Consider the following 17628-nt stretch of genomic DNA (forward strand, 5'->3'; position numbering starts at 1 on the left):
TGCGGCTTACTGCCCTCCCATCGCTTCGCGCGCCGCAGCGCGCTTGAGGTCCGCGAGCGTAGATTCGGCGAGGAGCTGGTCCTCGATCATCTTGAGCTGTTCGCGGCGGCGCGTCGGCGCGAGGCGCGGCGCCGCGTCGCTGCGTACGTCGTCACCGCGAATATCGGCCTGCGCGAGCTGCACCGGCTTCGCGGCCGGCGCCTTGACCGCTTCGGGCTTCGTCTCGACCTTTGCCGGTGTGCCAACTGCCGGCGTGCCAACGGGGCTGACCATCGCCATCAGCACCGGCGCGACCTCGTTCGCACCGCGCGCGCGCGGCAAGCGGTCGAGCGAGGCGAGCTGGCGCTCGTTCGACAGATACTGGTCGGCGGAGGGGGCCGAATAGCCGAAGGTGTCGGCATTCCACTGTTCGAGCTGGCGCATCGAGGCGCGCACCGCGAGTTCGGATTCGAGGTAGCGGATATTGTCGCGCGTCCGCTCGATCTGGCGGTTGATCTTCGCCAGCTCGCTGCGCGTCGCCGCGACCTTCAGCGACACGGGATACAGCATCATCGCGATGATGAGCACGAGGAGCACGAGACCGATACCCTGGAGCTTGCGAGCCGCCATCAGCATGAGATTGCCTCCTTGTCCGTCGATTCACCCATGGAACGAGCGGGCCACGCCGGAGCCGCACTCCGCACCGCGCTCCGAAGCGTTGCCGAACGTGCACGCGGGTTGCGCGCTTCCTCGGCCTTGCCCGGCCGCACCTTGCGCGCCGGGGTCTCGAAAGTTGCGGCCCGCGCCGCAGTGGTCGGCGCGGGCCGGTGGCGCGAACCGGCGGCATCGCCTCCGCTCCGTTCGCGCAGGAAGTTCTTCACGATGCGGTCCTCGGTGCTGTGAAAGCTGACGACCGCCAGCCGGCCGCCGGGCCGCAGCACGCGCTCGGCGGCGGCCAGCCCCGCCGTGAGTTCGTCGAGTTCGCCGTTGATATGGATACGGATCGCCTGAAAGCTTTTCGTCGAGGGGTCTTTCGGTGCGCCCGGCGGGTGGCGCAGCGCCTTGCGGATCACGGTCGCGAGTTCGGCGGTGCGGCTGAGCGGCCGCGCCGCGACGATTGCGCGCGCAACGCGGCGCGACTGGCGCTCGTCGCCATAATGATACAGCACGTCGGCGATTTCCGCTTCGTCGGCGCGGTTGAGCCAGTCGGCGGCGCTTTCGCCCTCCTGCGCCATGCGCATGTCCAACGGACCGTCCTTCTGGAACGAAAAGCCGCGCTCGCCCTGGTCGAGCTGCATCGACGACACGCCGATGTCGAAGGTGATGCCGTCGACCGTATCGATGCCGCGCTCGGCAAGCAGCCGGTCGATCTCGCCGAAGCGGCCGTGGACCAGCGTCAGCCGGCCGCCCGCTTCTTGGACGAGCGCCTGCCCTTCGGCAATCGCATCGGGGTCGCGGTCGCAGGCGACGACGTCGGCCCCCGCCGCAAGCATCGCGCGCGTGTAGCCACCGGCGCCGAAGGTCGCATCGACATGGCGCTCACCCGGGGCGATGGCGAGCGCGGCGATGACTTCTTCGCGAAGGACCGGATCGTGGCGCGGATCGCGCGGAAGTTCGGGGGGAAGCCCGGTCATTTCCGCCCCTTCCCTTTCGCCGCATCCCATGCGGCGGCGAGGCGCTGGAGCACCGGATCGGCGTCGGCACATTCGGCCAGCGTCGGCAGCCACCAGATTTCGAGCCGGCGGCCCGAGCCCACAAAAGCCGTCGCGCCGGCATCGCCGACGCGGTCGCGGTGGATGAAGCTGGGGAGGAAGCGGCCGCTGTCGTCGAGCGTATAGGGCTCGGTATAGCTGAAGCGCTTCTTGAACTCGGTATCCTCGTCGAAATCGAGGTCGCGCAGGCGGGCGGTTTCGCGGTCGCGTTCGATCTCGCCGTTCAGGCGGTCGTACTGATCCTGGCCATAGGCGACGAGGCAAGGCAGCTTTTCATGGAAACCGACCCAGAGCACGCGCTGGCCGTCCGCAGTGAGGGGCACATTGTTGCGGAACTGAGAGGGGACGGCGATGCGTCCCTTGCCATCGATCGCGGCGAAGTTGGTGCCCGCATATTGACCGGGCGTCACAACCGCCATCGCCATGCCCCCTGTCCTGCGCGCCACCGGGCAAAACTTCCCCGGCCCCGGAATCGCGAAATTCCGAAAAATAGGACTCAGGTGGAGATTGCCCCTCTCCGATCCCTGCCTATCAACTATAGATCGGGGTGGAAAGGGGTAATTTAGGGCAAAATAGGGAATCTACCCCCTATTCATCGCAAAATCGGGGTCGGATCGTCGAAATGGGGGCCCGGTGGTCGAGCAACGGGCGGGTCGGTTCGGGGCCAGTCGGGGAAAAGCCACCCTGAATGCCGGATCAATCGTCATTCGAGCGAATCCACAGGGGACGCAGCGCCACGGCCTGCCCGGCCGTTCCGTCCCACAGGCGGGCGGCCAGCCAGTCCATCGTGTCGGCACGGCGAAGGTGCGGCGCACCCGCGACCAACGGCTGCCACAGCGGAGCGAACAGCAGGTCGGCGTCGCCGACGAGCCACGCCTCGCCGGCGCCGATCCGGCACAAGGCGACGCGGCGGCCGCCATAGGCCCGGCAACCCGGTGGCAATCTGTCGAAGCGCCCGGCACTGAACAGGCGGAGCCGGGCACCATCGACGTCGACCGCCACGGCCTGCGTTTCGCCGACCGGCGAAGCACCGAGCGTCACGCCCCAATGGTCGAGCAGGGGGGTAAGCAGACTGGTCACCGGCGGATTGCGCGGGTCACCCAGCGGATACTGCATAGGCCATCCCGACAGCGCATCGCCCAACACCACCGCCCGGCCACCGCCGCGGACAAAGGCATCGATCGCGACCAGTTCCTGCGGCGCCAGCGCGCGCGGATGCGCGACGAGCAGCGCACCGCCGCGCGGCGGAACATTATCGACGAGACTATCGACAAGCTTGACGGGACCGGAGACCTCGAGCCGTGCCAGCGCGGGATCGTCGCGCGCTCCCTCCGCAATCATCGCGGCGATGTCACCGCCGCTGGTCCAGCGCAGCGGCAGCCCGGTAAGCATCGTCGCAGGAGGAGCTGCCGGGGCGGCGGCGAACGGGCGATATAGAAATGACAGCAGCGCATGTCCCGCTGCAAACCAACCGAACATCAGCGCCAGCGCCGCCAGTAGCCGCAACGCCCTTCCCCTCGCGCGCCACTGCGCGAAAGCATCGGCCGCCCATGCTGCGGCGACACTGGCCAGCAGCACCGATGCTAATTGCGCCCAACCCGCAGAACCGGCGAGCGACAGCGACAGCAGGGCCTGCGCCGCCAATAGAATCGCCAGCGCCGTCAGGATGGTGCGCCGGCGCACCCTCGCCGCCTCGCGACGTTGCCACCAGGCGAGCAAGAGCATGGAAGGCGCCAGCAAGGGAATAGCCAGCGCCGGGTCGATGCGGCCAAGCCAATATTGCCCGCCCGCGATCCACGCGGGCATGAGCGCCAGCAGCGCGGTGGCCAGCGCGCGCAGCAACGGCCGGCGCGTGCGTAACGTCATTGTTTCGATTGGCGCGCCCGGGCGAGTGCAGGGTCGGGTTCGAGATCGGGAACCGTCGTCGCTGCCGGCGCCGAGGGTGCCGCCTGTGGCACCTTCACCGGCGTCAGCGCATTTTCATCCTTCGAAACCGGCTGGACGCCCAGTTCTTCGAGCGGCGCGCTACCACCGCTTTTCGTCTGCTCGCCCGGCATCTTCACGGTCGGGTCGATCGCCGCGCTCTGCGCCGCATTTTCGCGCGCACGGTCGCCGATCAGCCCCGCCATACCGACGAGCAGCAACACCGTCAGCACCCCGGCAATGCCGATCTGCAACCGCCGCATCGAGTCGTTGACGGGCGCAGAAGGCGCCACCGGCAACGCCTCGATCTTCGCTTTGGGTATGCCGCCGTTCATGCCGCCGCTTCCGTTTCAGCCAGGCCTTTGCTCGCCAGCCATTCGGGGTTGTAGAGCGTGGACAGGTAACGAAACCCGCTGTCGCAAAGGATGGTTGCAATGCGCTTGCCGGGGCCGAGTTGCCGCGCGAGCGCCATCGCCCCCGCAACATTGATCCCCGACGACAGGCCGAGGCACAGCCCCTCCTCGTCGAGCAACTGGCGCACGACCGCGAGCCCTTCGGCGTCGGAGATGCGGAACTGGGTGTCGATCGGCGCGCCTTCGAGATTGGCGGTGATGCGGTTCTGGCCGATTCCTTCGGCGACGCTCGTCCCTTCGGGCTTCAATTCGCCGCACTGGTAATAATTATACAGCCCGGCGCCATGCGGGTCGGTCAGCGCAATGGTGATCTTCTCATCCCTTGCCTTCAGACCCAGTCCTGTTCCCGCGATCGTGCCGCCGGTCCCCGCCGCGCAGGTGAAGCCGTCGATCCGGCCGTCCATCTGCGCCCAGATTTCCTCGGCGGTGCCGAAAATATGCGATTTGCGGTTGGCGATATTGTCGAACTGGTTCGCCCAGATCGCATTGTCGGTTTCCTCGGCGATGCGGCGCGAGGTGTGGACGAAATGACCGGGGTTGGCGAAGGGCGCGGGCGGAACGAGCACCAGTTCGGCGCCGAGCGCGCGGATCGTCGCCATTTTTTCCGCGCTCTGGTTGTCGGGCATGACGATGATCGTCTTGTAACCCAGCGCATTGGCGACGAGCGCAAGGCCGATGCCGGTGTTGCCCGCCGTCCCCTCGACGATCGTGCCGCCGGGACGCAGGCTGCCGTTCGCCTCGGCATCGCGGACGATATAGAGCGCCGCGCGATCCTTTACCGATCCGCCGGGATTGGCATATTCGCACTTGCCCCAGATTTCGCAGCCGGTCGCTTCGCTTGGCCCTTTGAGCAGCACGAGCGGGGTATTGCCGATCAGGTCCAGACTGTTTTGCGCAATGGTCATGCGACTGATCTAGGGCGGCGCCAAGGCGGCTGCAAGACAGCTTCGTTTGCCCCGCTTCATCTTCGCCTTTGTCGACCAACGGAGCACGGACGCCGACGAACGCCCGGTCGTGAGCAATCGAAGGGGTTGTCATTGTAACAGTATATCATTACTGGACCGCCCGACAGCTCTTCCCAAGCAACAGGATTTTTCACCGATGCGTCTGCTTTCCACCGCCGGTTCCAGTCTCGCCGTCGCCCTTGCGATCCTTGCTTCGCCAGCCACCGCGCAAGAGCGGCGCGGCGCCAGCAACGACGACGTCCACACCGGCGAACCGATTGTCGTCACCGCTCCTTATGTGCGCAGCCTCGACATTCTCGGCAATGTGTCGGTGCTCGAAGGCGACGAACTGGCGCGCGACATTCGCGGGCAGATCGGCGACACGCTCACCCGGCAGCCTGGCGTATCGGCGACCAGCTTCTCCCCCGGTGCCTCGCGTCCCGTGCTGCGCGGCTTTTCGGGCGAGCGCGTCCGCGTGCTGACCGACGGCATCGGCTCGATCGACGCCTCGAACACCTCCGCCGACCATGCGGTCACCATCGATCCGCTGACCGTCGAGCGTATCGAAATCCTCCGCGGCCCAGCGGTTCTGCTGTTCGGGAGCCAAGCGATCGGCGGCGCGGTCAATATGTTCGACCGCCGGATCCCCCGGAAAGTTCCTGCCGACCATGTCCATGTCGATGCGATCGGCGGCTATGCCACCGCGGCGAACGACCGCAATATCGGCAGTTCGATCGATGTCGCGCTGAGTTCGCAGATCGTGGCGCATCTCGACGGAAGCTGGCGCAAGACGGGCGACGCCCGCACCGGCGGCTTTGTCTATGCTCCGGATATCCGTGGCGACCTGCTCCATCTTGCCGAACATGAAGTCGAGGAAGGCCATCTCGACGAAGCGGCCGAACTGACCGCACAGGCGGGCAAGCGCGGCAAGATCGACAATACGCAAAGCGAGACCTGGACCGCCGGCGGCGGGATTTCGCTGATCAACGACGGCGGCCAGCTCGGCATTTCGATCGGCTATTTCGACACCAATTACGGCGTGCCCGACCGCCCGAACACCGAGCACGATCATGGCGGCGAAGAGGAAGAGGGCGGCCACGAGCATGGCGAGGGGCCGGTCACCATCGGCATGAAGCAATGGCGCGCCGACCTGCGCGGCGAGGTCGAGCTGGGCGACGGCTTCTTCGACAAGCTGCGCATCCGCGCCGGCTTTGCCGATTACAAGCACACGGAATTCGAGGGCGAAGAGGTCGGCACCATCTTTACCAACAAGGGCGTCGAAGGCCGGATCGAGCTGGCGCAGAGCGACCGCGGCGGCTGGCGCGGGGCGAGCGGCGTGCAGTACAGCCACCGCGATTTCGACGCGGTCGGCGAAGAGGCGTTCGTGCCGCGCAACCTGACCGACCAGTTCGCGCTGTTCACGCTACAGGAATATACCGCAGGCCCGCTCGGGCTCGAAGCCGCGGCGCGCTACGAGAAGACCAGCGTGCGCGCGCAGACGGTCGGCTTCGACCGCAATTTCGACAGCTTCTCGGGCGCGCTCGGCGCAACCTATGATGTGTTCGACGGCGCCAAGATCGGGGTCTCGGTGTCGCGTGCCGTGCGCGCGCCGTCGGCCGAGGAACTGCTCTCGAACGGTCCGCACATCGCGACGCAGAGCTACGAGGTCGGCAATCCGAACCTCAAGCGCGAAGCGAACTGGGGCGCCGAAGCCTCGTTCAAGATCAAGACCGACGCGTTCAACCTCAGCCTGACCGGCTATTCGAACTGGTTCGACAATTTCATCTATTCGGCCGCGACCGGCGCCGAAGAGGATGAACTGCCCGTGTTCCAGTATTTCCAGCGCGATGCCCGCGTCTATGGTTTCGAGGCCGAGGCAAGCGCGCGGCTGGCACAGATCGGCGGCTTCAACATCGTCGGCGACGTGACTGCCGACATGACCCGCGCGAAGATCAAGAATGCCGGCCTCGACCGCAACGTGCCGCGCATTCCGCCGCTGCGCATCCTCGGCGGAATCGAGGCGCAGAGCGAACGGGTCGATGCGCGGGTCGAGGTCGAATGGACCGACGACCAGACGCGCACCGCGCAGTTCGAGACGCCGACCGACGGCTTCACCCTCGTCAACGCGTCGCTGAGCTGGCGCCCGCTTCCCGACACGAAGAACCTGACGCTCAGCCTGTCGGCGAACAATATCTTCGACGTCGAAGCACGCCGCCACGCGAGCTTCACCAAGGATTATGTGCCACTGTCCGGCCGCGATTTCCGCCTCACCGCGCGGGCGAGCTTCTGACCCCTCCCTGACCCTGAGCTCGTCCCAAGGGCCGGGTCCGGTTTTCTACCGGATCCGGCCCGTTCGCGTTCAGGACAGCATCGCCATCCCGCCGTTCACATGCAGCGTCTGCCCGGTGACATAGGCGGCTTCCTTCGACGCTAGATAGACGACCGCCGCGGCGATATCGCTTCCCTCGCCCATGCGGCCCGCCGGGATGCGCTGGTTGAGCGCTTCCTTCTGCGCGTCGGGCAGGTCATCGGTCATCGCGGTGGCGATGAAGCCCGGTGCGACGCAGTTCACCGTGACGCCGCGGCTCGCCAGTTCCTGCGCCAGCGCCTTGGTCATGCCGGTGACACCCGCCTTTGACGCAGCATAATTGGCCTGCCCCGGATTGCCCGTCGCACCGACGACGCTGGTGATCGAGATGATGCGGCCGAAGCGCGCCTTCATCATCGGCTTGGCTGCCGCGCGCGCGAGGCGGAAATTGGCCTCGAGGTTGATGCGGATCACGTCCGACCATTCGTCGTCCTTCATCCGCAGGATCAGATTGTCGCGGGTAACCCCGGCATTGTTGACGAGGATGTCGAGTTGCCCCAACGCCTCGACCGCCGACGGCACGAGCGCATCGACGGCGGCCGCATCACCGAGATTACACGGCAGCGCGACATGGTCGCCGCCAAGGCTGTCGCGAAAACCGTTCAGCTTCTCCGCATTGGAACCCGACACCGCAAGCCGCGCTCCCTGCGCGGCCAGTGCCTGCGCGATGGCCGAACCGATGCCGCCCGAGGCGCCGGTGACGAGGGCGGTCATGCCGGTGAGATTAAACATAGTCTTGTTCCTTGTTTCTACATCCGGCGGTGGAATGCCGGTCGGAATGAGTTTGACCGACGACCTAATGGATCCGGCCAAATTTTACAGCGAGCTGAACCGGTCCTTCGGAATCTCCATCATGCCTTGGGTAAGCAACCAAGCCCCGACATAGGCCGTAACGTCCGCCGTGATGGGAAGCCCCGCCCGACCCGTAATATGTTCGTTCAGATACTTCGTATCCTCATCCGAAGGGTACGGCACAAAACCGCTTGTATATATAGCATCAACGGCTGGGCGCATTATTTCAATCAACCGCGCCTTATCAGAATTTGAATAGGCATCACGGAGCTGCGTCATCTGCTCAGGCTCCAAAACAGTGTTTTGATCGAGCCCACTCCACAAAATCTCTCCGATTTTATATGAAATCGCCTGGATAGTAGCTTCGTATGACCAATCATGCTTATTCGCGCATTCTTTAACGCGCCTTACGATAGCAGCCTCAATTTCAGGCGCGATCCTTCTGTCATTTTTCCAATCATTTAATCCATAGCTGCCGACAAAGCGAAATAGCGAAGCAGATTCGGCTTCGGAATATCCTACGTCTATACAATCCAGGTTATCGGCCGCCTGCGCTCCAGCGGGGACTAATAGCAATAGGAGCGTAAGCGCTCGCCGAGCTTTAGACATCGACAATCCTCTCCGATTTAAAGAGCTTTGAGCAAAGCCTCGATGTCATCCATCGAGATCACGCTGATCGTCTCGACCTCGCCGGCAGCGCTGCGCTTCACCATCGGCGACAGGACCTTGCCGCCGAATTCGACGAATTGCGCGACGCCGATATCTTCCATCGCACCGACGCTCTCGCGCCAGCGGACGCGGCCGGTGACCTGCTGGACGAGGAGATCGCGGATCGTGTCGGCATCGCTGACCGGGCTCGCAGTGACGTTGGCGACGACCGGGACCAGCGGCGCGGCGGGCGGGTTCGCGCCCAGCGCTTCGGCCATCGCATCTGCCGCCGCCTGCATCAGCGGGCAGTGGAACGGCGCCGACACGGGGAGCAGCACGCCGCGCTTGATCCCGAAGTCCTTGACCAGCGCAACCGCGCGCTCGACCGCACCCTTGTGGCCCGAGATCACGACCTGCGACGGATCGTTGTCGTTCGCGACGGTGCAGACCTCACCCTCGGCTGCTACATCGGCGAGCTTCTGCGCCGTCTCGATATCGGCGCCGAGCAGCGCCGCCATCGCGCCGACGCCGACGGGCACCGCCGCCTGCATCGCCTGCCCGCGCGTCTTGAGCAGCCGCGCGGTGGTCGCAAGGTCGAAGGCCCCGGCAGCGCAGAGCGCGCTATATTCGCCGAGGCTGTGGCCCGCGACATAATCGGCCTTGGCCGAGAGCGTCACGCCGCCTTCCTTTTCGAGCACGCGCAAGGTCGCGATCGCGTTCGCCATGATCACCGGCTGGGCATTTTCGGTGAGGGTGAGCTGGTCCTCGGGACCTTCGCTCATCAACTGGAACAGCTTCTGGCCGAGCGCGTCGTCGACTTCCTGAAAGACCTCGCGCGCGACCGGCGATGCGTCGGCAAGCGCCTTGCCCATGCCGACCGCCTGGCTGCCCTGACCCGGAAAGATGAATGCGCGCATGAAATTTCCTACTCGTCATCCCAGCGAAAGCTGGGATCGGTTGCGTTGTCACTCCAGCGATCCCAGCTTTCGCTGGGATGACGGAATTGGATCGGCAGCGCCTATTCCTTCACCCCGCGCGATGCAAGCCGAAGGGCACGACCTTGTTCGCCGCGTCGTGGCCGATGTCGGCCCGGCCGAGCCACGGAATGCCGGTCCGCACACACCAGCCCTGCGCGATTTCTTCGGCGTCCATGCCGAACGGCCGGTCGTTTTCGGGGACGTCGCTCACCCGCCCGAGGCGGATGCCAGCGAGGCCGCGCGGGGCCAGATAGCTCGCGACATGGAAGAAAGCGCGGTCGAAGGCATAGAGATATTCGCTGACCTCCTCGACCAGCAGGACATGGCCCGCCAGATCGGGTTCGAGCGGGGTACCGAGCAGCATCGACAGCGTCATCAGGTTGAACGCCGCATGCCGCGCGCCATGCGCCAGTCCCGCCTCGCACGCCGCCGGATCGCGCGCGACGAGCCAGTCGAGCGCGCGCGTCACCGCCCCATCGCCGCCTTCGCGCCGGATATCGGCGACCATCGGGCCGTGCGCGACATGGTCGAAACCGTCGCGATAGAGGCACCCAAGCAGATTGCCCTGATCCGAATAGCCGAGAAACGCCTTCCACCTTGCGACATCGGTCATCGCCGCCACCGCATCCTCGGCGATCCGGCACGCACCATAACCGCCGCGCGCGAACCACACCGCATCGATATCGGGACGGTTCGCCATCTCGACGAGCGCGGCAAAACGATGCCCGTCCTCACCCGCAAAATGACCGTGCACCGCAAAGCATTGCGGATCGAATTCCAGCTCGACATCGGGATAGCCAAGCGCCGCGATCGCCCGGACCGCTTCCGCATCGTCGGGTAAAATAGGTGTCGAAGGGGCGACGATCCCGATACGCAAATCCTGTCCCCTGCCCTGCCTTGCCAAAACCGAGCCAAGCCCATATCGCGCCGCGATGGCCGAAAACAAATCCTATTTCTTCTGCGGCATCGGCGGTTCGGGCATGCTGCCGCTCGCAATGATCGTCGCGGCGCGCGGCAGCGCCGTTTCGGGGTCGGACCGCAGCCGCGATCAGGGCCGCTCGCCCGACAAGTTCGGCTGGATTGAAAGCCACGGGATCGCACTGTTCCCGCAGGACGGCAGCGGACCGCAGGCGGGCCAGACGCTCGTCGCTTCGGCGGCGGTCGAGGATAGCGTTCCCGACGTCGCGGCCGCCAATGCGCTCGGCCTGCCGCGGATGACGCGCGCCGACCTCAACGCCGCGCTGTTCAACGCCGCCGAACGGGCGATCGGCGTCGGCGGCACCAGCGGCAAATCGACCGTCACCGGCATGGTCGGGTGGATCCTCGACCGCGCGGACCGCAAGCCCACGGTGATGAACGGTGCCGTGATGCGCAATTTCGCGAACGACACCATGCCCTTCGCCAGCGCGCTGGTCGGCGATGCCGCGACCTATGTCAGCGAAGTCGACGAAAGCGACGGCTCGATCGCGCTTTATCAGCCCGATGTCGCCGTCGTCACCAACATCAGCCTCGACCACAAGAGCCTCGCCGAACTGCACCAATTGTTCGGCGATTTCGCCGCCAAGGCGCGGATCGCCGTGATCAACGCCGACGACCCCGAATCCGCTCCGTTGCTGGCAGGCGGCAACGTCATGCGTTTCGGCTTTTCGGATGCGGCGGCGATCCGGGGCAGCGATTTCGAGGCGCTGCCCGACGGCTGCCGCTTTGCCGTCAGCTTCGCGGGCGACCGCCACGAGGTTCGCCTGCGGATGCCCGGCCGCCACAATGCCGCCAACGCTCTCGCGGCGATCGCGGCGGCGCGCGCGGTCAATATCCCGGTCGGCCAATCGGTCGCCGCGCTCGCCGATTTCGCCGGCCTCGCGCGCCGCTACGAGGTGCTGGGACAGGCGAATGGCGTCACGGTGATCGACGATTTCGCGCACAATCCCGACAAGGTCGCCGCCACGCTCGCCGCCGTCGCCGAACTTCCCGGCCGCGCCCTGCTCTTCTTTCAGCCGCACGGTTACGGCCCGCTCCGCCAGATGGGCAAGGAGCTCGCCGCCAGCTTCGCCGCGGGAATACGCCCCGACGACCGGCTCTTCGTCTGCGATCCGGTCTATTTCGGCGGCACGGTCGACCGCAGCATCGGCAGCGAAGCACTGGTGGCCGACATCGTCGCGGGCGGCGGCAATGCGGCGCATCTGACCACCCGCGCGGCGTGCGGCGCGGCGATGCTCGACGAAGCAAAGCCGGGCGACCGCATTCTCATCCTTGGCGCACGCGACGACACGCTGACCGAATTCGGGCAGGAATTGCTGGAAAAGCTGGCCGCGCGCGCTTGATTTCTCGCCGCGAATCTGTATAGGCGCCCTCATTCGGGGCGAGGCCTTGTGCCATTCGCCCCGTTTGCTTTGCACCAATTCGTGAAGCGAGACGACAGCCGGAGGGGTTTCGCGATTGGCGCGGGACCAGCGATCGGCCAAATCGAAGGAAGCGCACCATGCCGTTTTACGAGCATGTCTTTATCGCGCGTCAGGACCTGAGCCAGGCTCAGGTCGATGCGCTGGCGGAAACCGTCACCAACGTCATCGGCGAATATAAGGGCCAGGTTCACAAGACCGAAACCTGGGGCCTGAAGCAGCTCGCCTACAAGATCGCGAAGAACCGCAAGGGCCATTATGTGATGCTCTCGGCCGAAGTGTCGGGCGAAGCCATCGCAGAAATCGAGCGCCAGGCCGCGATCAACGAAGATATCATCCGCTGGCTGACCATCAAGGTCGACGAACTCGAAAAGGGTCCGTCGGTGATGATGCGCAAGCAGGAACGCCGCGGCGGCCGTGGCCGTGACCGCGACGGCGAAGAATAAGGAACAGCATCATGGCACGACCCTTTTTCCGCCGCCGCAAGACCTGCCCCTTCAGCCAGAAGGACGCACCGGTCATCGATTACAAGGACGTCCGCCTGCTCCAGGGTTACCTGTCGGAGCGCGGCAAGATCGTCCCGTCGCGGATCACCGCGGTGTCCACCAAGAAGCAGCGTGAGCTGGCCAAGGCGATCAAGCGCGCCCGCCACATCGGCCTGCTTCCCTACATTGTGAAGTAAGGAGAGCAGCTCATGGAAATCATCCTGCTCGAACGTATCGAGAAACTGGGCGGTATCGGCGACGTCGTCACCGTCAAGAACGGCTTTGCCCGTAACTTCCTGCTGCCGAACAACAAGGCGCTGCGCGCGAACGACGCGAACCGCAAGCTGTTCGAAGCCAACCGTTCGAAGATCGAGGCCGACAACGCCGAGCGTCGAACCGACGCCGAAGGCCGCGCCAAGGACATCGACGGCAAGCAGGTCGTCCTGATCCGTCAGGCATCGAACACCGGCCAGCTCTACGGCTCGGTTTCGGTTCGCGACATCGTCGATGCGCTGATCGAAGACGGCGTCACTGGCGTCACCAAGGCGATGGTCGAACTCGAACGCCCGATCAAGGCGCTCGGTCTCGTCGACGTCAAGGTGAAGCTGCACCCGGAAGTCGCAGTGACCGTCGGCGTCAACGTCGCACGCTCGCCCGACGAAGCCGAAATGCAGAAGCAGGGCATCGACGTCATCGCGGCGATGTTCGAGGAAGAACAGGCCGAAGCCGTTGCTTCGGCGCTGGAACCCGACAGCGAAGACGAGTTCGAGGAAGCCACCCCGCCGTCGGAAGTCGCCGCCGAGGAAGCTCCCGCTGCGGACGAGGATGAAGAGGCCTGAGCCCCTTCTCCCCGCAACAGACAGAAAAGGCTCCGGAACCCTTGTTCCGGAGCCTTTTTCTTTGCCTCGATCCGGCGGTGCCTCGCCGCCGCTAATATCCCATCAAGGCCAACACTTCCTTGCGGCTGCGCTCATCGTCGAGGAAGCTGCCGAGCAGCCTGCTCGTCACCATGCCGACGCCGGGGGTGCGGACGCCGCGCCCGGTCATGCACCCGTGCTGGGCGTCGATCACCACCGCGACGCCATGCGGCTGGAGATTGTCCCAGATGCATTTTGCAACCTCGGCGGTCAGGCGTTCCTGCACCTGCAACCGGCGGGCATAGCCATTGAGCACCCGCGCCAGCTTCGAAATGCCGACGACACGATCCTTGGGGAGATAGGCGATCGACGCCTTGCCGGTAATCGGCGCCATATGATGTTCGCAATGCGACTGGAACGGGATGTCACGAAGCATCACGATCTCGTCATAGCCGCCGACCTCCTCGAAGGTGCGCGACAGGTGGATCGCGGGATCGTCGGCATAGCCCTGGCAATATTCGAGCCACGCCCGCGCGACGCGCTTCGGCGTATCGAGCAACCCTTCGCGCGACGGATCGTCGCCCGCCCATTCGATCAGCGTGCGGACCGCGCCCAGCACCTCTTCGGGCACCACGGGCTTGCCGTCCGGTCCCAGTTCCACCTTCGTCATCGCACCGCTTTCACTGTTGCTATCATGTCGCACATTTCGACGCGAAATCGCGCATGCGCAACCCCGGCAGGCGAAGATTTTCATCGCGGCGGCGAAGTTTACGTTGCGGAATCGGAGCTTTTTAACCCGCGGAACTTGGGTCTTTTCGGGGCATTTTTCTGCCCCAACAAGTGACTTGACGCTTTCGTCAACTCGGCGCACCTTCATTGCATTACAGAACTCGCTCAAGCGGGTCGTAATCCGGAGAGGCCGGCGTGTTCCCCGACGCCGGTGGGAGAGGACGATGACCAGCGCAGCTGGCAGGTGGGATAAACGCGGGCACTTGGCCGTTTCGGCCGGGCGCCTTTCGCCACGCCTGGTCACACCCCCTCCCCTTACCACAAATTGAGTTTGGGCGGCCCCGCACCCGCGGGTTCGAAAAAGGGAGGATATAGATGAAGTTCAAGGCACTGATCGGAACCTCGATCCTTGCGATGACGGTGGCGACGCCGGCCTTCGCGCAGGATGCACCGGCCGAAACCGAACGGGACGCGTTCGGCGGCGAAATCGTCGTCACCGCGCAGCGCCAGTCGGAACGTCTGCAGGACGTGCCGATCGCGGTCAGCGCCTTTTCATCCGAAGCGCTCGAAGCGCAGCAGATCAAGACCCCGTCGGATCTTCAGCTGACGCTACCCAACGTCACCTTCACCAAGACCAACTTCACCGGCGCCAGCTTTACCATCCGCGGGATCGGCGACCTTTGCGTCGGCACGACCTGCGACAGCGCCACGGCAATCCACCTGAACGGCGACCCGCTGTTCTCGACCCGCCTGTTCGAAACCGAGTTCTTCGACCTCGAACGCATCGAAGTGCTGCGCGGGCCGCAGGGTACGCTGTTCGGCCGCAATGCGACGTCGGGCGTGGTCAACGTGATCACCGCCAAGCCGAAACTCGGCCTCTTCGAGGCGGCGGCCGAAGGCGAATATGGCAATTATGATTCGATCAAGGGCAAGGCGATGGTGAATATTCCCATCGGCGACACCATCGCCCTTCGCGTCGCGGGCATCTATCTCAACCGCGACGGCTATACGAAGAACACTTTCCTCAATACGCGCATCGACGATCGCGATCTCTATTCGGTCCGCGGCTCGCTGCGCTGGGAACCGACCGACAACACGACCATCGATCTGATGGGATCCTATTTCCGCGAAAAGGATCAGCGCACCCGTATCCAGAAACAGCTTTGCCAGCGCGATCCGACCGGCATCCTCGGCTGTCTCAACACGCGCCTCGACAATTCGCCGTTCAACGGCAATTCGACCTTCACCGCCGCGCTGACATCGCGCGAATTCCTCGCGACGCAGGGCATTCCGGCGGCGTTCGCACTCGGCAGCCTTTATGGCCCCGACGTCTATGGCAATACCACGATCCCCGCCGACCCGCGGACGGTGAACACCGCCTATACGCCGAGCTACTTCACCAGCGAGCTGACGCTGCAAGGGCAGATCGAGCATGATTTCGGGCCGGTCTCGCTGCAGGTCTCGGGCCAATATCAAAAGGTCAAGCTCGACGCGTCGCAGGACTATAACAGCAACGTCGGCGATCGCTCACTCTATGCGGGCGGTCTCGGCACATTGCAGGCGGCGGCAAACGGGGCCTTCGACGGCATCCTGCCGGGCTTTTCCAACTATATTGGGCCGGTCGCCGCGGCGATCATCCCCGACGGCCCCGGGGGTCAGCTGTGCACCTCGCTGGCCGAGGAAAGCGGCTTCGGCAGCTTCGGCGGCAACAAGATCTGCAGCGACCAGTCGCTGCAATTCGACCGGTCGAACCAGTATAACAGTAGCTGGTCGGTCGAAAGCATCCTGACCAGCGATCTCGACGGGCCGTTCAATTTCCTGATCGGCGGCATTTATGCCGACTATCACCTGACCGAGAACAGCTATTATGTGAACGCCTTCCCGATCGACTATCTGACCGGCGTTCTCGGGGCGTTCAATTCCTATGCCAACGGCCTGCCGCCGTCGTTCCTCGGCACGCCTTTCTTCCGCAACAACACGGGCGACTTGAAGATCAAGTCGTACGGCATCTTCGGCGAAACCTATTTCGAAGTGAACGACAAGCTGAAACTGACGCTCGGCCTGCGCTACAATAACGACAAGAAAACCGTCGTCGCCCGGTCGACGCTGGCCAGCTTCCTCGTGCCGTTCGGACAGACCGGTACCGCATTCGATTCACCGTTCGTAGTGACCTTCGACGCCGATCCGGGCACGCCGGGCAACCAGATCGAACAGCGCCGCAGCGTGAAGTTCAACGAATGGACCGGCCGAGCGGTGGTCGACTACAAGATCACCGACGACAACCTGCTCTATGCGTCCTATTCGCGGGGCTATAAATCGGGAGGTATCAACCCGCCGCTGCAGCCGATCTTCGAAGTCCCCGAATCGTTCCAGCCCGAACAGGTCGATGCGTTCGAAATCGGTTCGAAGAATGCTTTTGGCGGCGGCGCGCTGCAATTGAACCTGACGGCCTTCTACTACAAGTACAAGAAGCTGCAGCTCAGCAAGATCGTCGCGCGTACCGCGGTCAACGATAACGTCGACGCCGACATCTACGGCTTCGAAATCGAAGGCATGGTCCGCCCCGATCCCGACTGGGTGATCAACCTCGGCTTCAGCTATCTCCACACGAAAGTTACCGAAGACAAGTTCACCAGCAACCCGCGCGACTTTGGCGGCGGCCGCTCCGATGCGGTCATCATCAAGGACATCACCAACGCGGCGAACTGCGCCGTGGCACCGGGAACCTCGGGGAATGCCGCGGGCAGCAATGCCTTCGTCAACTTCGTCAACAATGCGATCAATGCGGGGATCGACGTCAATGGCGACGGTACCATCGGTGCCGGCGACATTCGTCCGGGCGCGGGCCTGCAAGGCACCACCGCCTTCCCGGCCGACGGCGGGATCGCATCGACCGGCGCATTCAGCATCTGCGGCGTGCTGCAAAGCTATGCGGCGGCGGCGGGCAATCTGTTCGACCCGAACGGGATTCAGGTCTTCACCGCAGGCATTCCGGTCAACATCAAGGGCAACCAGTTGCCGCAGGCGCCGAATTACAAGTTCAGCGCGGGCGTGCAATATACCGCGCATCTTGGCGACATGACTCTCGTCCCGCGCGTCGACCTTGCCTATACCGGCGAGAGCTATGGCAGCATCTTCAACGGCAACGTCAACCGGATCAAGGGCTATGCCCAGGTCAACGCGCAGTTGCAGCTCAACGGCGCCGACGACAAATGGTTCGTGAAGGGGTTCATCCAGAACATCTTCAACGCCAACAGCGTCACCGGCCTGTACATCACCGATCAGTCGTCGGGTAACTACACCAACATCTTCACTCTCGAACCGCGCCGCTACGGCATCGCGGCGGGCGTGCGGTTCTAAAAACCGGCGGCAACGTCAACAAAAAGCCCCGGCTTCTCGATC

17 protein-coding genes are annotated in these 17628 nt (G+C 64.4%); 6 read left to right on the forward strand and 11 right to left on the reverse strand.

Translation table 11 applies throughout. The features are described 5' to 3' along the window. Positions 1 to 6 precede the first annotated feature (6 nt). The 6 genes from LH19_RS13605 to LH19_RS13630 form a co-directional block, all read right to left on the reverse strand. Positions 7 to 615, reverse strand: a complete 609-nt coding sequence (locus tag LH19_RS13605) for a hypothetical protein (protein ID WP_054728886.1) — start codon at positions 613 to 615, stop codon at positions 7 to 9. Beyond that, positions 609 to 1613, reverse strand: a complete 1005-nt coding sequence (gene rsmH, locus LH19_RS13610) for a 16S rRNA (cytosine(1402)-N(4))-methyltransferase RsmH (protein ID WP_054728887.1) — start codon at positions 1611 to 1613, stop codon at positions 609 to 611. The genes LH19_RS13605 and rsmH overlap by 7 nt, the downstream gene beginning before the upstream one ends. Next, positions 1610 to 2116, reverse strand: a complete 507-nt coding sequence (locus LH19_RS13615) for a division/cell wall cluster transcriptional repressor MraZ (RefSeq protein ID WP_234715930.1) — start codon at positions 2114 to 2116, stop codon at positions 1610 to 1612. The genes rsmH and LH19_RS13615 overlap by 4 nt, the downstream gene beginning before the upstream one ends. Before the next feature lie 271 nt (positions 2117 to 2387). Beyond that, on the reverse strand, positions 2388 to 3557 hold the full coding sequence (locus tag LH19_RS13620) for a Gldg family protein (RefSeq protein ID WP_054728888.1): 1170 nt from the start codon (positions 3555 to 3557) through the stop codon (positions 2388 to 2390). Beyond that, on the reverse strand, positions 3554 to 3949 hold the full coding sequence (locus tag LH19_RS13625) for a hypothetical protein (RefSeq protein WP_054728891.1): 396 nt from the start codon (positions 3947 to 3949) through the stop codon (positions 3554 to 3556). Before LH19_RS13625 ends, LH19_RS13620 begins: the two co-directional genes overlap by 4 nt. Further along, positions 3946 to 4932, reverse strand: a complete 987-nt coding sequence (locus LH19_RS13630; RefSeq protein WP_054728894.1) for a cysteine synthase A — start codon at positions 4930 to 4932, stop codon at positions 3946 to 3948. Before LH19_RS13630 ends, LH19_RS13625 begins: the two co-directional genes overlap by 4 nt. Before the next feature lie 196 nt (positions 4933 to 5128). On the opposite strand from LH19_RS13630, the gene LH19_RS13635 reads away from it, so the two are divergent. Further along, the gene (locus LH19_RS13635; RefSeq protein WP_054728897.1) at positions 5129 to 7261 is read left to right on the forward strand and encodes a TonB-dependent receptor; all 2133 of its coding nucleotides are present in this window, start codon (positions 5129 to 5131) and stop codon (positions 7259 to 7261) included. 69 nt (positions 7262 to 7330) lie between these two features. Here the strand turns inward: LH19_RS13635 and fabG are convergent, their stop codons facing one another. The 4 genes from fabG to LH19_RS13655 all read right to left on the reverse strand — a co-directional run bounded on the left by fabG (position 7331) and on the right by LH19_RS13655 (position 10633). After that, positions 7331 to 8071 (reverse strand): 3-oxoacyl-[acyl-carrier-protein] reductase, encoded by a 741-nt coding sequence (gene fabG, locus LH19_RS13640; protein WP_054728899.1) that lies wholly within the window; start codon positions 8069 to 8071, stop codon positions 7331 to 7333. Between the two features lie 84 nt (positions 8072 to 8155). Next, positions 8156 to 8740: a hypothetical protein gene (locus LH19_RS28685; protein ID WP_145923368.1), complete on the reverse strand. Its 585-nt coding sequence runs from the start codon at positions 8738 to 8740 to the stop codon at positions 8156 to 8158. A gap of 17 nt (positions 8741 to 8757) precedes the next feature. After that, on the reverse strand, positions 8758 to 9696 hold the full coding sequence (gene fabD, locus LH19_RS13650; RefSeq protein ID WP_054728908.1) for an ACP S-malonyltransferase: 939 nt from the start codon (positions 9694 to 9696) through the stop codon (positions 8758 to 8760). 109 nt (positions 9697 to 9805) lie between these two features. Continuing rightward, entirely contained in the window at positions 9806 to 10633 is an 828-nt protein-coding gene (locus LH19_RS13655; RefSeq protein ID WP_054728911.1) for an LD-carboxypeptidase, read from the reverse strand. A 55-nt stretch (positions 10634 to 10688) separates the two neighbouring features. On the opposite strand from LH19_RS13655, the gene LH19_RS13660 reads away from it, so the two are divergent. The 4 genes from LH19_RS13660 to rplI all read left to right on the forward strand — a co-directional run bounded on the left by LH19_RS13660 (position 10689) and on the right by rplI (position 13479). After that, positions 10689 to 12077 (forward strand): Mur ligase family protein, encoded by a 1389-nt coding sequence (locus LH19_RS13660; protein WP_054728914.1) that lies wholly within the window; start codon positions 10689 to 10691, stop codon positions 12075 to 12077. Between the two features lie 158 nt (positions 12078 to 12235). Further along, positions 12236 to 12601, forward strand: a complete 366-nt coding sequence (gene rpsF, locus LH19_RS13665) for a 30S ribosomal protein S6 (protein WP_054728917.1) — start codon at positions 12236 to 12238, stop codon at positions 12599 to 12601. A gap of 11 nt (positions 12602 to 12612) precedes the next feature. After that, positions 12613 to 12837, forward strand: a complete 225-nt coding sequence (gene rpsR, locus LH19_RS13670) for a 30S ribosomal protein S18 (protein WP_054588470.1) — start codon at positions 12613 to 12615, stop codon at positions 12835 to 12837. Between the two features lie 12 nt (positions 12838 to 12849). Then, positions 12850 to 13479, forward strand: a complete 630-nt coding sequence (rplI, locus tag LH19_RS13675; protein WP_054728920.1) for a 50S ribosomal protein L9 — start codon at positions 12850 to 12852, stop codon at positions 13477 to 13479. Between the two features lie 91 nt (positions 13480 to 13570). Here the strand turns inward: rplI and folE are convergent, their stop codons facing one another. Beyond that, complete coding sequence (gene folE / locus LH19_RS13680) at positions 13571 to 14167, reverse strand: GTP cyclohydrolase I FolE (protein WP_054728923.1); 597 nt, start codon at positions 14165 to 14167, stop codon at positions 13571 to 13573. 434 nt (positions 14168 to 14601) lie between these two features. Between folE and LH19_RS13685 the strand changes: the two genes are divergently transcribed. After that, positions 14602 to 17586, forward strand: coding sequence for a TonB-dependent receptor (locus LH19_RS13685; protein ID WP_054728928.1), 2985 nt, complete (start codon positions 14602 to 14604; stop codon positions 17584 to 17586). Positions 17587 to 17628 lie beyond the last annotated feature (42 nt).

The sequence above is a fragment of the Sphingopyxis macrogoltabida genome (assembly GCF_001314325.1).
GTDB lineage: Bacteria > Pseudomonadota > Alphaproteobacteria > Sphingomonadales > Sphingomonadaceae > Sphingopyxis > Sphingopyxis macrogoltabida.

What these genes read in the sequence shown, in the direction of transcription:
- LH19_RS13605 (WP_054728886.1), bottom strand. Translation starts at nt 615, where the DNA reads ATGCTGATGGCGGCTCGCAAGCTCCAGGGTATCGGTCTCGTGCTCCTC.
- rsmH (WP_054728887.1), bottom strand. Translation starts at nt 1,613, where the DNA reads ATGACCGGGCTTCCCCCCGAACTTCCGCGCGATCCGCGCCACGATCCG.
- LH19_RS13615 (WP_234715930.1), bottom strand. Translation starts at nt 2,116, where the DNA reads ATGGCGATGGCGGTTGTGACGCCCGGTCAATATGCGGGCACCAACTTC.
- LH19_RS13620 (WP_054728888.1), bottom strand. Translation starts at nt 3,557, where the DNA reads ATGACGTTACGCACGCGCCGGCCGTTGCTGCGCGCGCTGGCCACCGCG.
- LH19_RS13625 (WP_054728891.1), bottom strand. Translation starts at nt 3,949, where the DNA reads ATGAACGGCGGCATACCCAAAGCGAAGATCGAGGCGTTGCCGGTGGCG.
- LH19_RS13630 (WP_054728894.1), bottom strand. Translation starts at nt 4,932, where the DNA reads ATGACCATTGCGCAAAACAGTCTGGACCTGATCGGCAATACCCCGCTC.
- LH19_RS13635 (WP_054728897.1), top strand. Translation starts at nt 5,129, where the DNA reads ATGCGTCTGCTTTCCACCGCCGGTTCCAGTCTCGCCGTCGCCCTTGCG.
- fabG (WP_054728899.1), bottom strand. Translation starts at nt 8,071, where the DNA reads ATGTTTAATCTCACCGGCATGACCGCCCTCGTCACCGGCGCCTCGGGC.
- LH19_RS28685 (WP_145923368.1), bottom strand. Translation starts at nt 8,740, where the DNA reads ATGTCTAAAGCTCGGCGAGCGCTTACGCTCCTATTGCTATTAGTCCCC.
- fabD (WP_054728908.1), bottom strand. Translation starts at nt 9,696, where the DNA reads ATGCGCGCATTCATCTTTCCGGGTCAGGGCAGCCAGGCGGTCGGCATG.
- LH19_RS13660 (WP_054728914.1), top strand. Translation starts at nt 10,689, where the DNA reads ATGGCCGAAAACAAATCCTATTTCTTCTGCGGCATCGGCGGTTCGGGC.
- rpsF (WP_054728917.1), top strand. Translation starts at nt 12,236, where the DNA reads ATGCCGTTTTACGAGCATGTCTTTATCGCGCGTCAGGACCTGAGCCAG.
- rpsR (WP_054588470.1), top strand. Translation starts at nt 12,613, where the DNA reads ATGGCACGACCCTTTTTCCGCCGCCGCAAGACCTGCCCCTTCAGCCAG.
- rplI (WP_054728920.1), top strand. Translation starts at nt 12,850, where the DNA reads ATGGAAATCATCCTGCTCGAACGTATCGAGAAACTGGGCGGTATCGGC.
- folE (WP_054728923.1), bottom strand. Translation starts at nt 14,167, where the DNA reads ATGACGAAGGTGGAACTGGGACCGGACGGCAAGCCCGTGGTGCCCGAA.
- LH19_RS13685 (WP_054728928.1), top strand. Translation starts at nt 14,602, where the DNA reads ATGAAGTTCAAGGCACTGATCGGAACCTCGATCCTTGCGATGACGGTG.